At 45.5% G+C, this 14,997-nt stretch carries 15 protein-coding genes and 4 pseudogenes; 17 read left to right on the top strand and 2 right to left on the bottom strand.

Annotated features, from left to right (window positions below):
• Positions 1-113 precede the first annotated feature (113 nt).
• The 11 genes and pseudogenes from IM475_RS18890 to IM475_RS18840 all read left to right on the top strand — a co-directional run bounded on the left by IM475_RS18890 (position 114) and on the right by IM475_RS18840 (position 9,807).
• Entirely contained in the window at positions 114-434 is a 321-nt protein-coding gene (locus IM475_RS18890) for a P-II family nitrogen regulator (protein ID WP_002752253.1), read from the top strand.
• 324 nt (positions 435-758) lie between these two features.
• A pseudogene (locus IM475_RS18885) lies at positions 759-1,491 on the top strand (RRXRR domain-containing protein); the annotation flags it as partial.
• A gap of 270 nt (positions 1,492-1,761) precedes the next feature.
• Positions 1,762-1,974 (top strand): annotated as a pseudogene (locus IM475_RS18880) (hypothetical protein); the annotation flags it as partial.
• A 59-nt stretch (positions 1,975-2,033) separates the two neighbouring features.
• Complete coding sequence (locus IM475_RS18875) at positions 2,034-3,608, top strand: B12-binding domain-containing radical SAM protein (protein ID WP_287728738.1); 1,575 nt, start codon at positions 2,034-2,036, stop codon at positions 3,606-3,608.
• Between the two features lie 23 nt (positions 3,609-3,631).
• Positions 3,632-5,941, top strand: coding sequence for an NACHT domain-containing protein (locus IM475_RS18870; RefSeq protein WP_287728737.1), 2,310 nt, complete (start codon positions 3,632-3,634; stop codon positions 5,939-5,941).
• A gap of 1 nt (position 5,942) precedes the next feature.
• A complete protein-coding gene (locus IM475_RS18865; RefSeq protein WP_043998932.1) occupies positions 5,943-6,719 on the top strand; it encodes a sterol desaturase family protein in 777 nt (258 codons plus the stop codon).
• Between the two features lie 445 nt (positions 6,720-7,164).
• A complete protein-coding gene (locus tag IM475_RS23030) occupies positions 7,165-7,575 on the top strand; it encodes a PEP-CTERM sorting domain-containing protein (protein WP_353737460.1) in 411 nt (136 codons plus the stop codon).
• Positions 7,576-7,739: 164 nt separating this feature from the next.
• Positions 7,740-8,120 carry a type II toxin-antitoxin system RelE/ParE family toxin gene (locus IM475_RS18855; protein WP_149986773.1) on the top strand — a complete coding sequence of 127 codons (381 nt, stop codon included), beginning with the start codon at positions 7,740-7,742 and terminating at the stop codon, positions 8,118-8,120.
• Positions 8,117-8,446, top strand: coding sequence for a helix-turn-helix domain-containing protein (locus IM475_RS18850; RefSeq protein WP_002763223.1), 330 nt, complete (start codon positions 8,117-8,119; stop codon positions 8,444-8,446). The genes IM475_RS18855 and IM475_RS18850 overlap by 4 nt, the downstream gene beginning before the upstream one ends.
• Before the next feature lie 274 nt (positions 8,447-8,720).
• A complete protein-coding gene (locus tag IM475_RS18845; RefSeq protein WP_002803205.1) occupies positions 8,721-9,323 on the top strand; it encodes a hypothetical protein in 603 nt (200 codons plus the stop codon).
• Between the two features lie 28 nt (positions 9,324-9,351).
• Positions 9,352-9,807: a BON domain-containing protein gene (locus IM475_RS18840; RefSeq protein ID WP_287660556.1), complete on the top strand. Its 456-nt coding sequence runs from the start codon at positions 9,352-9,354 to the stop codon at positions 9,805-9,807.
• Between the two features lie 764 nt (positions 9,808-10,571).
• Here IM475_RS18840 and IM475_RS18835 read toward each other — a convergent pair.
• Both IM475_RS18835 and IM475_RS18830 read right to left on the bottom strand, forming a co-directional pair.
• Positions 10,572-10,736, bottom strand: coding sequence for a hypothetical protein (locus IM475_RS18835; RefSeq protein WP_287728736.1), 165 nt, complete (start codon positions 10,734-10,736; stop codon positions 10,572-10,574).
• A gap of 133 nt (positions 10,737-10,869) precedes the next feature.
• Positions 10,870-11,172: a hypothetical protein gene (locus IM475_RS18830; protein WP_002803201.1), complete on the bottom strand. Its 303-nt coding sequence runs from the start codon at positions 11,170-11,172 to the stop codon at positions 10,870-10,872.
• Positions 11,173-11,492: 320 nt separating this feature from the next.
• Between IM475_RS18830 and IM475_RS18825 the strand changes: the two genes are divergently transcribed.
• The 6 genes and pseudogenes from IM475_RS18825 (at position 11,493) to IM475_RS18800 (ending at position 14,594) form a co-directional block, all read left to right on the top strand.
• Entirely contained in the window at positions 11,493-11,675 is a 183-nt protein-coding gene (locus IM475_RS18825; protein ID WP_002752242.1) for a CsbD family protein, read from the top strand.
• Positions 11,676-11,967: 292 nt separating this feature from the next.
• Positions 11,968-12,444: a CsbD family protein gene (locus tag IM475_RS18820; RefSeq protein WP_002803199.1), complete on the top strand. Its 477-nt coding sequence runs from the start codon at positions 11,968-11,970 to the stop codon at positions 12,442-12,444.
• A gap of 50 nt (positions 12,445-12,494) precedes the next feature.
• Complete coding sequence (locus tag IM475_RS18815; protein ID WP_149978494.1) at positions 12,495-12,644, top strand: lmo0937 family membrane protein; 150 nt, start codon at positions 12,495-12,497, stop codon at positions 12,642-12,644.
• An 8-nt stretch (positions 12,645-12,652) separates the two neighbouring features.
• Positions 12,653-12,841 (top strand): annotated as a pseudogene (locus IM475_RS18810) (transposase); the annotation flags it as partial.
• A 196-nt stretch (positions 12,842-13,037) separates the two neighbouring features.
• Positions 13,038-13,497 (top strand): annotated as a pseudogene (locus IM475_RS18805) (RNA-guided endonuclease InsQ/TnpB family protein); the annotation flags it as partial.
• 233 nt (positions 13,498-13,730) lie between these two features.
• The gene (locus IM475_RS18800; RefSeq protein WP_287728734.1) at positions 13,731-14,594 is read left to right on the top strand and encodes a cyanophycinase; all 864 of its coding nucleotides are present in this window, start codon (positions 13,731-13,733) and stop codon (positions 14,592-14,594) included.
• Positions 14,595-14,997 lie beyond the last annotated feature (403 nt).

Raw genomic sequence — 14,997 nt, 5'->3', positions numbered from 1 at the left:
ACCGTTCGGCTGAGCTCACGGCCGAAGCCCCATTGACGCGACCATCCAAAAAAAGTGGCGTGGTGAGGATGTCAATAGTATTGTCTTTGAAAAACCCATTTTAGGAGTTGCCCATGTCATCCTCATCCCTACCCATTAAACCGGCTGTACTGGTTGTCATCATTGGTGAAACCGTCTTGCAAGACCGCATGATCAAGCTGCTGCAAGAGTTAGGCGTAACTGGCTATACCCTCTCGCAAGCCCAGGGCGCAGGTCGCCACGGCAACCGCCAGGGAGATATGGTCGGTTATAACACCAATATTGAGATCAAAACCGTTGTCTCGCAGGAAGTCTCGGAGGCGATCTTCTCTGGTCTCGTCGAGTATCAAGCTAATCATGCCTTAATCGCTTTCCGACAAAATGTCGAAGCGTTGACTGGGTTTGAGATAATTTGATTCGTCACTAACCCCGCCCTAAAAGGGACGGGGCTTGCCTAGACCAATTTAGGCGACGCAAGTAGAGACTACCGCATCGAGACACAATCTGGCCCAGACCTCCGAATACTTCCCTAGTTCGGATTCCCTCTCAGCTCTATTGGTAAAGCGTTGTTATACCAATTCTCCAAAGTCTGACTACAGAAGTTTAATCCCCCTAAATCCCCCTTAAAAAGGGTGACTTAAATTCGATGTGTAGTTTTCATTTAGAGAAATGGTATTAGACAAGACATCTTGATTGTGTTGCGGGAAGGGATCTTAACTTTACTCTTAAGGATTATCTCCATAGCAAGAGTTCCTGTTATTTCAAAAGACGGAAAACCGTTGATGCCCACCAAACCCAGTCGGGCTAGACGGTGGATTAAGGAAGGAAAAGCTATCGGTAAATTCAACGACTTAGATATTTTCTATGTCCAGCTAACCGATGAACCTTCCGATAACAAAACCCAACCGATTGCCATTGGTATTGACCCAGGTAAATTATTCTCTGGAATTGGCGTTCAATCCTCTCTTTTTACGCTTTGGAAGGCTCACTTAGAACTTCCTTTTAAGCGAGTAAGAGAGTGCCTAGACAATCGCTGCTTAATGCGAAGAGGACGTAGAAAAAGACGGATTAACCGCCAACTTCCCTTTAATCTAAGAGCGCATCGACAAAAACGATTTTCAAATAGAAGACAAGGAAAATTATCCCCCTCAATCAGAGCTAATCGTCAACGTCGAGCGAAGTCGAGACGTTTCTGAACTAACCAAAATCTATCCAATTACTGACATTTACTTTGAGTATGTCAAAACCGATATTGATCTAACTTCCAGTAGAAAAGGAGCTAAGTCTGGAAAAGGTTTCTCGCCAGTTATGGTCGGACAGAAATGGGCGATTGAGCAACTATCTCAATTGGCAAAAGTCCATACTCGCTTTGGTTGGGAAACCTCTAATCTCAGAAAATATTTGCGACTAGAAAAATCCAAAAATAAAGCAAAACAATCACCAGAAAGTCATGCTAACGATGGCATTGCTAAGAGGGAGGGAGCATCTCACCTTTGTAACCCCTAAATCAGGTTTTATGTCAAGCTATTTTGAAAGCCTTGCTAGAAACCAGTTTTAGGGACAAGTATAATTACTCACTTGCATAAATGAGATACTCCCAAAGAGGGATATTTATGAAGTGGAATCTGACCTGCGGAATGTTGGATATAATCTAATTATGTACTAAAAACAGGAAATTCATGACAAATATTCACTCGATCATCGGTATATTCCCCTCCAATGAAGAAGCAGACATAGTTGTAAGGTGGTAAACGACGTAAATATGGTGGCTCTACCACAAGACATGGGTTCCGTAAAGGAGATTTAATTTCTTCTCCCAAAGGAATTGGTTATGTTAGTGGAGATACCGAAAAACAGCTATCTGTAAGCGATGCCAATGGTCAACAATTGGGACAGATAACTGTTAGTAAGATTCAGTTAATTCGTCGTTCTAACGGTTTAATTGTTTCTCACTAACTTATGTAAAGCCGCCCTCCGCTATCGCTAAAGGGCGGGGTTTCAGACCCAGTTTTTCGATGAAAGCCCTGTTACTCTACCCTGAGTTTCCCCAGTCTTTCTGGTCTTACGATCGCTTTATGGAAATCGCGGGACTGAAAGCCACCATTCCACCCCTCGGCATCATTACTGTCGCCGCCCTCCTCCCCCAAAACTGGGAGATTCGATTTTATGATCGCAACGTCAATCCTGAAACAGAAGCCGATTGGGAGTGGTGTGAGTTGGTTATCCTCTCTGCCATGTTGGTCCAGAAGCCAGATTTTCAAGCTCTGATTCAAAAAGCCGTGCAGTTAGGCAAAAAAGTCGCCGTTGGCGGTCCCTACCCCACCTCTGTCCCCCAGGATGCCCTGGATTCTGGAGCGAACTATCTCATTTTGGATGAGGGAGAGTTAACCGTTCCCCTGTTTTTAGAGGCGATCGCTCAAGGTCAAAGCCAGGGAATTTTCCGCTCTGGGGACAAACCAGACATGACCCTCAGCCCCATCCCCCGATTCGACCTGCTTCAGCGAGACGATTACTTAATGATGGCAGTGCAATTCTCTCGCGGCTGTCCTTTTAACTGCGAATTTTGCGACATTATTTCCCTCTACGGGCGCAAATCTCGTACTAAAGAGCCGAGTCAGACTTTAGCAGAGTTGCAGACTCTCTACGACCTAGGCTGGCGCGGTTCGTTGTTCATCGTCGATGACAACTTTATTGGCAATCAGCGCAACGTCAAACGCTTTCTCAGAGACTTGATTCCCTGGATGAAGCAGCACGACTATCCCTTCACCTTTATTACTGAAGCCTCGGTCAATTTGGCAGAGGATGATGAATTGTTAAGCCTGATGGCTGAGGCGGGGTTTTATTCTGTCTTTCTGGGGATTGAAACTCCTGACCAAGATAGTCTGCAAGTGACGCGCAAACTGCAAAATACTCGCAATCCACTGGTGGAAGCCTGTCGTAAGATTAATGCAGCCGGTTTGCTAATCTATGCTGGATTTATCTTGGGGTTTGATGGAGAGCGCTCTGGTGCGGGGGCAAGGATTCAAGCCTTTGTGGAAGAAACCAGTATTCCTCAGCCCATGTTAGGCATCCTCCAGGCTCCGCCCAACACGGCGCTCTGGAATCGTCTCCAGCAAGAACAGCGTTTAGTTGAGGGTGACAGCATCCATCCGACGGGAGATCAGAATAGCTTGATGAATTTTATCCCCACCCGCCCGATTGCCGAAATTGCCAGAGAGTATGTCGAAGGCTTCTGGACGCTGTACGAACCCAGCCACTATCTCCGACGCTGTTTCCAACAATGTCTCAGTCTGGGTTTGCAGTCAAAACACAAGCAAACCATGCAATTTCCCGTGGGGAAGGGGTTACGGCTGATTACCCAGTTAATCTGGCATCAGGGTATCCGCCGAGGGAACATTCGGGGACAGTTTTGGCGGCAATTATGGACGATTTGGCAAAAAAAGCCCCAAGTTCTCAATCTCTATTTAGGTCTGTGCGCGGCGGGAGAACATTTTTGGGAGTACCGGGCCTTAGCCAGAGAACGGATTACTCAACAACTAGGCTACGATCCCTTAGAAGTTTCTGGTCGTCCCAACCAGAACTCATTCTGACTCGATAAGGAGGATTGGATTGTATGGTCAAGAGATCGCTCCAGGCTTCCCCTTCGGGAATTAAACAGGCTAAACGAGCCTTTGCGCTCAAGGGGTGGACTCAGGAAAATCTAGCAGGGGAAGTGAACTTAAAGACCCGCCAGCCAATTTGGCGGTTTTTCACAGGAAAACCCGTTGATCGCCAGGTTTTCCTGGAAATTTGTTCGATTCTGGATTTGGATTGGCGGGAGATTGCCCTCGCTCCGCCCGCAGAATTTCCTGAACCCGGAGAACTGGCGAAAACTAATATTGATGCTCTGGTGCAAGAGGTGCGAGCGCGACGCCTGGACACCATCCAAAACCAGTGCGGCATCTTGCAGTTACTAGACATCAGCCATCCGGTCAACATTGATGACATCTATGTGGATGTCAATATTTTGGCGGAAATTGCCAGTCAACAGTGGGTGGAGATTGCCGATTGGCAAAACTTGGGTCCCGCTGAATTCGATCGCGTCGGTTTGGGAGAGGTTGAGCAGAAGCAAATACCCGGAATGCAGGCTGTTGAAACTTACTCAAAGCTTAGAGTTTTGGGCAGGCCGGGGGTTGGCAAAACTACCTTTTTGCAACATCTGGCGATTCAGTGCAACCAAGGCGAGTTTGCGGCGAATCAAGTGCCGATTTTTATCTTATTGAGAGAATTTGCCGAGGAGTCCAGTCCCAGTGGTGAATTTAGCCTGTTCAACTACATCCGTCAGGCATTGCTCACCTCGGGAATTTCCAACCCATCTGTGCTGGAAACCTTACTGCAAGCGGGCAGAGTCCTGCTGTTGCTCGATGGCATGGATGAAGTTCTCAACCAGGACATTACAGCAGTTCTGAGAGAAATTCGCCAATTCTCAGAAAAGTATCATCGCAATCGATTTGTAGTAACCTGTCGCACCGCTGCCCAAAAACTCCAGATTCGAGGTTTCACTGATGTAGAAATTGCCCCCTTTACCCAGGCACAAATCAGCACCTTCGCGCAAAAGTGGTTTGTGGCACTGAGCAAAACGACTGCTCAAGCGGGGCAGGAGCAGTCGGCTCAGTTTATGCAGAAGTTGGACTTGCCGGAAAACTGGCAATTTCGGCAACTGGTGGTGACACCTCTGTTTCTGCATCTCGCCTGCTGGGTGTTTCAGGGTCAAGGGAAATTTCCGAGCAAGCGGGCTGAGTTTTATAAACAAGGGCTGGATTTGCTGCTGGGTAAATGGGATGAAGCGAGAGGAGTCGAACGCGATCAGGTTTACCGGGGGTTTTTATTGCCCCAAAAATTGAGGCTGTTGAGCCAGCTTGCAGCAGTGACTTTTGAACAGGGGCAGTATTTTTTTGAGCAACGCACGATTGAGCAATACATTGGCGACTATTTGCGGAATTTGCCAGGTGCAACCCTGGAAGCAGAGGAACTCCAACTCGAAAGCGAAGCCATGCTGAAAGCGATCGAGGCACAGCATGGAATCCTCACGGAAAGGGCGCGAGGCATTTTTTCATTTTCTTATCTGGCATTTCAAGAATACTTCACGGCTCGAAAAATAGTTGCCAGCCATAATTTGCAGGCATTAGAACAAGCACTGGGAGGGTTGGTGAGTCACATCACCGATTCCCACTGGCGCGAAGTCTTCTTGTTAACGGCTGCCATGTTGCGAAGTGCAGATGCGCTGGTGCAGTTGATGAAGCAACAAATTGATGCCTTAGTCGCGCAAGACTCCTATCTGCAAGAGTTTTTGAGTTGGGCCAGCCAAAAATCCCAGCAGCTTCCAGACGAAACCAAAGTGGCGACCGCACGCGCATTTTACCTTGCCCTTGCCCAAAGCCCGCATACGGCAGATCGCTTTGCCTTAGCCAGCACGCTCGATCAGGGGATGTTGTTAGACGCGGCGTTGGAGAACTTGCTGGTAGAGTTTGCCATCGACCACAGTCAGGATTTTGCCTATGTCAATGCTTGTAGCGAGGCACTCAACAACATTCTGGTGATGGTTCTGGATGCTGGATTTTATAAGTCTTTGCAACAATTGAGAGACCAACTGCCACCTCGGAGTCAAAACCTGGAACGGCTTCAGCACTGGTGGCAGAAAAACTATTCTGCCTGGGTGGAACAGTTGCGGGGTGCGATCGCCAATTATCGCAATATTCATCATCCCTGGCAGTTTACGACTGAGCAACAGCAGCTGCTCCAACGCTACTATGAGGCCAATCAACTCCTGATCGATTGTTTGAATAGTAACTGCGAAATAACAGCCGCAATCCGGCAAGAAATTGAAGCCACGTTGCTGTTACCTCAAAAGGACTTGGAAGATCGGGAATGGCAAGGAGATTAAATTGATAGACCACTCATTTGGATTTTACGGGTTCGCTTTCTTTGGGATCATCCTGGCGCGATACTTTCTCGTGGCTGGGGGAACCTATTTGTTCTTCTATTCGCCCTTGAGTCAGTCCTTTGTCAATCACAACCTGCGGCATTGGTCTCCCTCTTGGCGATCGATTCAACAAGATATCACGCTCTCGGTTCTTTCGGCGGGGGTGTTTGCGCTGGCGGCGGCTTTCATCATGACAGGATACAGTTGGGGTATTACCCGCTTATACAGCCACCCTCAACAGTATGGGCTGTGTTATTTAGGGGTTAGTTATGGCGCTGTGTTGGTTCTCCAGGATGCCTATTTCTATTTCACCCATCGCTTGTTTCACCACCCGTCACTCTTTCGGTGGTTACACCAGGGACATCATCGCTCGCGCTATCCTACCCCGTGGACTTCGTTTGCCTTTGACCCACTAGAGGCGATCGTTCAGTCTCTCTTCCTGGTCGGCATTGTCTTTGTCCTTCCCCTGCATTTCATCACGTTAATTGCGGCACTCACCACGATGACGATCTGGGCAGTGTTAAATCATCTTGGGATCGATCGCTTGCCCTCCTCATTTCCCCATCATTGGTTGGGTCGGTGGTTTATTGGTCCTGCCCATCATTCCATTCATCATCGCAAGTACACCGTACATTACGGTCTATATTTCACGTTCTGGGACAAACTCCTCGGAACTCAAGACCCCGATTATGAGCAGAAGTTTGATGAGCGTCTGACGGGTAAAGTCGATGGAATTTAACTCGTGCATCGCCCGTTACATTTTGTGTCGTATTCAAGCAATTCATACAGACTCAATCAATTCACGCATCAAATCAAACAACCATCTATCAGGGTAATAGCAGAAGCAGAATTGTTGACTCGACTCAGGTAAGCAGTTCTCAAATCCAACAAATTCAATAAGGAGACTTCATGAATATAAGAGAAACGAACCATCACGTCAGTACGGCAATCGTGAGCTTCATCATACTGCTGTCAGGTGTCCCGGCCGCTCACGCCGCTTTTATCCAAAATACTTTCGGGTTGAGTGGCCCGCATTCAACGATTACATTTGATGAGCACATTTTTCCTTTCTTAACACCTGTCACCACAGAATACGCCGATTTGGGAGTACATTCTCACCCTATGGGCTTTACTTTGATGCGGCTAATGGCGGAGGCCGTATCGGCAACTTTGTACCGGGCGGCTTGGGAGCGCAGAGGTTTCCCATAGGTATCAACTTCACAAGCCCGCAAACAGAGGCAGCGTTTGTATTTGCAAGTGAAGATGCAACTACTACTTTCCAGGCTTTCTTGGGTGGAAACTTGGTTGAGTCATTCAATGTTGCGACTGGAAACCCGAGTATCCCAGTATTTTATGGGTTTCGTGATATTACATTTGATGCAATAAGCATAACAACACCTGGTTGTGGATCTGCGGTTTGTCCTCAACTTGTAGATAATATACAACTCCCGACTGCCCCTGTTTCCAGTTCAGTTCCCGAACCCTCCTCTCTTCTTGGGCTTCTTGCCTTCGGCACTTTAGGAGCAGGTGCAATTCTCACGCGCAAAATTAAACCATCTAAATCCACTGGAAAAGAACTAGAAAAAGATTCCTAACAATCAGAAAACCCCACAAACGCCCCTTCAATAAGAAAATGAAGGGGTTTATTATTGCCTCAGCCTGAATCGAATGTTGATATTGACCCCGCAATGCAACTTCAAGCGATACCGCCGCTCTGTTAATTCCTTGACTGATTATTCCAGTTTTGGTATATTGTTGAATGATCCGAATTTCTAAAAGTATGTCGCGGGAAAAACCCTTGTATTGGGTGGCCTCTGCGAAAAAGGACTACCTGACTTTCCCTGCCGAGGTGCAGGACGATATGGGCTATGCCCTTGGTCTAGCGCAGTTGGGGGGTAAACATCCAAAGGCTAAACCTTGGAAGGGTGAAGGGGCAGGAGTATTTGAGATCGTCGAAGATCATCGAGGCGACACTTATCGAGCGGTCTATACTGTGCGCTTCGCTGAAGTTGTTTACGTTCTGCACGCATTCCAGAAAAAGTCGAAGTCTGGAATCAAGACACCTCAAGAGGATGTAAAGCTTATTGTTGAACGGATGAAACGCGCACAAGTGGATTATGAAAGTAGAGGGACAAAATGAGCAATTTGGAAATTACTCGTGGCACCACAAACGTTTTCGCTGACCTTGGTTATCCAGACGCAACCGAACGGCAAACGAAAACACGCCTAGCCCTGGCCGTTAACGAACTTCTGAAAAGTCGCAAGCTGAAACAGAGGGAGATTGCCATACTGCTTAATATCCCGCAGCCCAAGGTTTCAGCACTAAAAAACTATCGGCTCGATCAATTTTCAGTTGAACGATTGATGGAATTTCTCACGGCATTGAATCAAGACGTCGAGATCGTCATCCGGCCTCGTAGCGATACAAAAGAGGTCGGACATATTTCTGTTCTAGCAGTGCAATAAGAGCAGCAGAGACAAAAAGAGTGGCCTTACCGTCTGTTAAGGGCGGCGCTATTTATTAATAAAAAAAGGTAGTTCTAGTGCATCGCCCGTTACATTTTGTGTCGTATTCAAGCAATTCATACAGACTCAATCAATTCATACAGTAAATCAAACAACCGCCTGTTACAGTAATGCCAAGAGCAGAATTATCAACTCGAATCAGGAAATTCAATCGCTATAGTTCGCCATACTATAGGATTTACAAAGCTTTTACCGCATAGCGTTGGAGGGAAAAATGACTTTAACTAACCGTAAACGAGCCGTGGGAATCTTCTCTAGCCATCAAGAGGCAGAGAAGGCACTGAATGGATTACGAGATGACGGATTTGCCATGAATGAGGTATCAATCATTGCCAAAGAGCCTGAACGACTGGAGCAGAGCAACCGGATTGGTGAGACACGAGTTCAAGAGCTTACCGAAACAAAAACAACTCATATTGACGAAGGAGCAAAGACTGGGGCAGCGGCAGGCGGAGCCATCGGAGGACTGACAGGCTTGCTGGTTGGGTTGGGCATATTGGCAATTCCTGGAGTGGGCCCCGTCATGTTGGCAGGGGCGGCTGCAACTGCGATCGCTACCACGTTAGCTGGCGGTGCAATCGGGACGGCTACCGGAGGTTTGGTAGGTGGTCTAATTGGTCTAGGAATTCCAGAAGATCGGGCACGAGTCTATCACGATTATGTGGTTCGTGGAGACTACCTGTTGATCGTGGACGGTACAGATGCTGACATCCTTCAGGCTGAAACAATTCTAAAGCGCCGAGGGATTCGCGAGTGGGAAATTTACAATGCCCTAGCAATTGAAGGCTATGTCGATCCTCCTGCTTCTCGTTTGTAAAATCGGAAATTATTAAAGGATTTGCATCATGAAAAAGATCACAACTTTAATCCTCAGCAGCCTTCTACTGATTGGAACTGTGGCTTGTGGGAACAACGCTAAAACTAGCACCAACGCCCCTTCTTCCACAGAGGAAACGGGGCAAGTTCCTGATACTAAAACAGTCCAAAAGAACCAAAGCGATGCGTCTAGTCAAGTGCGCCGAAATCAACTCAATTCTGATATTCGCGCTCGTGAGCAACGCAACAATCTAACTGGAGGAGATGCGGATCGCGCCAACAGTGACCTTTCCAGTGAAGTTCGCTCTAAGCTAGAAGCCAACATCCCGAAAGGGCAACTTACAGTTTCTGCTAAAGATGGAGCGGTAGTCGTCTCTGGAACCGTAGAAACTCAAGAGCAACTCGACAAAATTGACCCCTTGGTAAAACAAATCAAGGGTGTCAATAGTGTCAAAGTTAAAGCAAAAGTGGCGTTGTCAAATTGAAAGATGCTCCGAATCAGCTTGGAACTGAAATTACTTTGACTTGCCCTGAGCTAAGTCGAAGGGTAGCAAGGATTGCATTGCATCTTTCATATTCTAATCTGACAACGCCGCAAAAGTTGCGGGGAGCATCTCACCTTTGTAACTCCTAAATTAAGTTTTATGTCAAGCTATTTTGAAAGCCTTACCAGAAGCAAGTTTTAGCGACAAGCATAATTACTCACTTGCATAAATGAGATGCTCCCAAGTTGCGCCAGCAGCTCCAGCTAAAAAGAAGTAAACAGAAGATAGCAACTGTAACTAACCTTGAAGACAAGGGGCTTAAGCCCCTTGTCTAATCATTGCTTTAGGACTTACGCATTGACAGAATTTCCGTAGTATGCCTTTGAACTTCAGACTATGGCTTCCAAGTTATTGAGGTCAAGGAAGTTGGATGCTAAATTATTGACAATAAAAGAGCGGATGACCTCAGTAAATAACTCCCTTTGTCAGGAATACCAATTAACAATTTGCGCTTTAAATCGGAGAAATTCTAACTGGGGTTTGCTGAATAATGGTAAAACCCTTTTAAAATAAGGCTTTTGACCTGTTAAAATCCGATGTTCATGCTGCGAAAATCGGATTGGGACCTTCAAAAACCTTGCATTATCCTTTTTTTTAGTACATAAACTGGTACAAAAAAAGAGGGCAACAAAGCCTGAAACGACCGGCTACTGACGACCGGCGACCGACTCCTAACCCCACCAACAAACTTTTTGCCGCTAACCCTATTTAGTTCCTAGTTCAACCGAGACTAACCGATTCACATGAGGAGCAAACAAACCAGGAAAGCCCTTGTCTTTAAGGGTATTCATGGTTTCTTTGGCAGCATACCAACTATCTCCTGTGACTGTCTCTGGTTTCAATCCCCAAGCTTTTACTTCGTCCAACATTTCTAAGAAATATTCATGTTTTGTCTGACCCTCCTGTTTATTAACGATTCGATAATTAACGGGAACTGACCTTCCTTTACAATCGGTATAATATCAGGTAACTACGTTAATACCTTTGACTACTTTTTTGTGTTTACCACCAGTAAAAGTAATCGATTAACTCAGCTTTAGCTGGGTGACTATAAGGCTTGTCAATTACCATATCGTCTGTACTGATTGTTCCTCCTTCAAGTTCGATTTGAGGAGCCACTTCATCCAACAAATCCTTGGGTGTATAGTTCTCTCGCCACAATAAAAGATTGACACTGTCATGAGATAAATTGCCCAGAATTTGAGCCAAACGAACACAGCTTATATATTTAGGTTCGCCGAGCAAAAATAGGGTGTAAATAGCCAGATTACATTGAGCAGTTGTTGGCTTCGTAATGTTTCTCATCAGTTGTTCTGTTATAAGAGATGCCCTTGTGTCAGGAAATAAAATCGGAGAGGGTTTTGTCAAGAGTCGAGAGAGAAATTGTATCTAAGACTAACAAAATTAGACCACCCACATTTAAGCCTTTTTGTCAATGCGTAATTTCTATGCTTGCAGAAACGGTATCGTTACATTTTGTGTCGTATTCAAGCAATTCATACAGACTCAATCAATTCATACAGTAAATCAAACAACCACCTGTTACAGTAACACCAGAAGCAGAATTGTTAGCTCAACTTAGGTAAGCAGTTCTCAAATCCAACAAATTCAATAAGGAGAGCATCATGAGCTTAAAAGATAGAACCGAGGCAACCGCCAAAAATATCGAAGGTAAAGTTCAAGAAGCAGTAGGAGATCTGACTGGCGATCCCAAAGCTCAAGCAGAGGGCAAGGAAAAACAGGCAGAGGCAAAAGTTCGTCACACTATCGAAGATGTGAAAGATGAAGTCAAAAAAATTATTGATTAGTAGGTCATTTGTCACGGCAACCGCCATTCAGACAAATGATTGAAACCAGGCTTTCATCGGAACTCTTGCTCAAAAAATGGTTTCTTTCGAGACAGGTGAAACACTAGGACAAGGCGGCGTAAATAAACCCAATATTACCAGATATCTAGCTTCTCAAAGAAGTCGAAGATCTCTCCCTCGGTAAACTTACGCCGTCAAAGACTAGAAAAATCTTTCTCGAAAGGATCTAGACAGTAGTTGTTCATCATCCATGTATCATCGATTCATCAAATTCTTTTGGGGAGTTAAAATGATGTCACTTCAACAGATTCGTCGCTTTTTTGTCACCATTATTTTAACTATAATGCTGGCAATTACTATAGCTTTTGATTTTGGAACTACAAATAGTTGGGCTGCAACTTTACCCACCCAATCGCAGACTCAAATCGCAAGCATGAATCGAGCCAAGGCAGTTACGAAAAATATTGAAGGCAAAGCTCAAGAAGCGATTGGCAACATGACAGGCGATCCCAAAGATCAGATGATGGGAAAAGCCAAGCAAGTCGAAAGTCAGGCTCGTAACGCAGCAGAAGATATAAAAGACCAGATGAAGTTAAAAGGGCGGGCAAAAGCAGTCACAAAGAACATTGAAGGCAAAGCTCAAGAAGCGATAGGTAAAGCTACTGGCAACCGCCAAGATCAAGTTGCTGGAAAAGCTAAACAAGTCGAAAGCCAAGTTCGCAATGCAGTAGAAGACGTAAAAGATACGGTTCAAGATATACTCAATTAAGGATCGATGACTGAATTTTCATCACTTTTCTCTAAATCAAGGAGGGAAATATGTTCGATCTCGTTTGGACTGCCGTTGTTATACTTTTCATCCTCTGGGTGTTAGGATTCTCCATTAACATTGGCGGCGGCTTAATCCACCTGCTTTTGGTTTTGGTGCTGATTGGCGTTGTCTACAACTTGTTCATGAGGCGACGGTAATTGTTGATTCTCGAACACAGAAAGGGTCAAAAAATCGGGAAAAAGCAAGAATCAAAGTAGCTAAGATTCAGGCTCGAATCACCGATGGCAGAAAAGACCATTTACATAAGCTAACCACTCAATTAGTTCGTGAAAACCAAACGATTGTAGTTGAGAATTTAGCGGTAAAAGACCTGGTAAAAAACCCCAAGGTAAGCGCATCTTAACAATCCTTGACAAAATGAACTTTATGTGAGTTGCTTGCCCACGATTCAGGCATATTTGAGGAGAATTTGCCATCTCAATTGTTAAGCAAAAATCGACCCATTTGGTCGATTTCGTAACTATTCTGATTGAGTGGTATCACTTGAAATGCCCAAGCGGATGACAAAATTGGCCAATTGTCAATAGCGTTTGAGATGCTCTCACCCTGTAAAAAACCCGAAACTAGCTCAAGCTATATCAGATGTTAGTTGGGGAGAAATCACTCGACAATGAGCCTATAAATGCCGTTGGTATGGGAGAAACTATCGGGAAATAGATATAGCATTTCTGATTCACACGAGGTACATTCCCGAGCCTGAACAGCTTAATCAGTAAAGGTTTAACTGTGCCGCACAGATGCGAGAAACGCTATAGATGGTTTCCTAGTTCAAAACGGTGCAATAATTGTGGGCATATCGTTGAGAAAATGCCGTTAAGTGTCCGAGAATGGGAGTGTCCTGAATGTGGAACTTGCCATGAAAGGGATGTTAACGCCAGTAAAAACATTTTGGCCGCAGGGCTTGCGGTATCAGTCTGGGTCGCGAGTGTCAGACCCGAACAGAGTGAGTCTGTGAAGGCAACTGCTAAGAAGCAGAAACCTAGATCGTGAGGTCTAGGAATCACCGTCCCTTTTAGGGCGGTGAGGATGTCAATCCCACCCCCTAAATCCCCCTTAAGGGGTAATTCTATCGTCTCCCCTGAAAGGGGAGATAAGAGAGGAGTGGGGACTGAGGGGGGTGGGGGCTGGTTTGCTCAACCGAACGGTATTGGGTAGGGGAGGTGTGAACGATTATAATTTAATTTTATGTTGTTGTGCTGTTTAGTTATTCAAGGAGTTTTTGTATGGAATCCACAAAAGAGCGAGGGCAATTAATCATCATTGGTGGAGCAGAAGACAAAGATGGAGATTGTCAAATCTTGCGAGAGTTTGTTCGCTGTGCTGGCGGGACTAAAGCTAAAATTGCCGTGTTAACGGCGGCAACAAGTGAGCCTCGTTCGGCTGGAGAAGCCTATACCCGAGTGTTTGAGCGACTCGGTGTCGAGGATGTATGTGTCCTCAATACCATTCACAGGGAAGATGCGGACGATCCAGAAAACCTGAAAATCATTGAGGAGGCCACAGGAGCGTTTTTTACCGGGGGAGATCAAGCCCTAATCATTGAACACATCAAGGGAACTCAGCTAGATACCTTACTTCACCAACGCAATCGGGAGGGAATGGTGGTAGGTGGGACAAGTGCCGGTGCTGCCATCATGCCCGATCTGATGATTATTGAAGGAGACTCGGAAACCAACCCACGCATGGACGCGATAGAGATGGGTCCGGGAATGGGATTTCTGCACTCAGTTGTGATCGATCAGCATTTTGCCCAGCGCGGACGGCTAGGTCGCCTGATTTCCGCTCTCTTACAGCAGCCAGCTAACTTAGGCTTTGGCATTGACGAAGATACAGCAGTAGTTGTGGACGGTGACGAATTTAAAGTGGTGGGGCGTGGGGCTGTAACAGTTGTCGATGAATCAGAAGCAACTTATGATAATTTAGACGAACTGCTCAAAGATGAAGCGATGGCAGTGTGTGGAGTCAGGTTGCACATCTTACCTCAAGGATTCCGCTTTAACTTGAAAACTCGCAAGCCCGTTTTCTCTCGATCAATAGAGTTAAAGGATAGCAATCCTAAAAAGGAGGCAGAAGTTGAAAGGGAGTAGGTCGGAGGGAACAATCAGTGGTGGCTTGTACCCGCCACTGATTGGAGAATTTATTTAAATCAGAAAAATATTGACTCTGAGGTCTAAGAATGAATCACGAGCGGGATGATGAAACCAATCTTGTAGAATTATTAGAAGTCAATATGATTCTACCCTATTAGAGAAAATTGCCGGACAGTCTGCCAACAATTCGATAAACCGGGTAAAAGCGGAAGAGGCAAAACAGAAACTAGAGGAAAATAATAAAAAAATATCAAAAATTAAAGAAGAAATTGTTAAGCTAAAAAATGAACTACTACAAAAACCATCGAGTCAAAATTTACTTGCTTTCATGAGAAATGAAAGTAAATTTAATGATGTGGAAGCTGGTTATAAAAATGCGACTTTTTGGTATCCTAGCATT

It is taken from the genome of Microcystis sp. M061S2, from assembly GCF_020245605.1.
In the GTDB taxonomy this organism is placed as follows: Bacteria; Cyanobacteriota; Cyanobacteriia; order Cyanobacteriales; family Microcystaceae; genus Microcystis.
The sequence above is the reverse complement of the archived record's forward strand: the minus strand, read 5'-3'. Positions and strand labels throughout refer to the sequence as shown.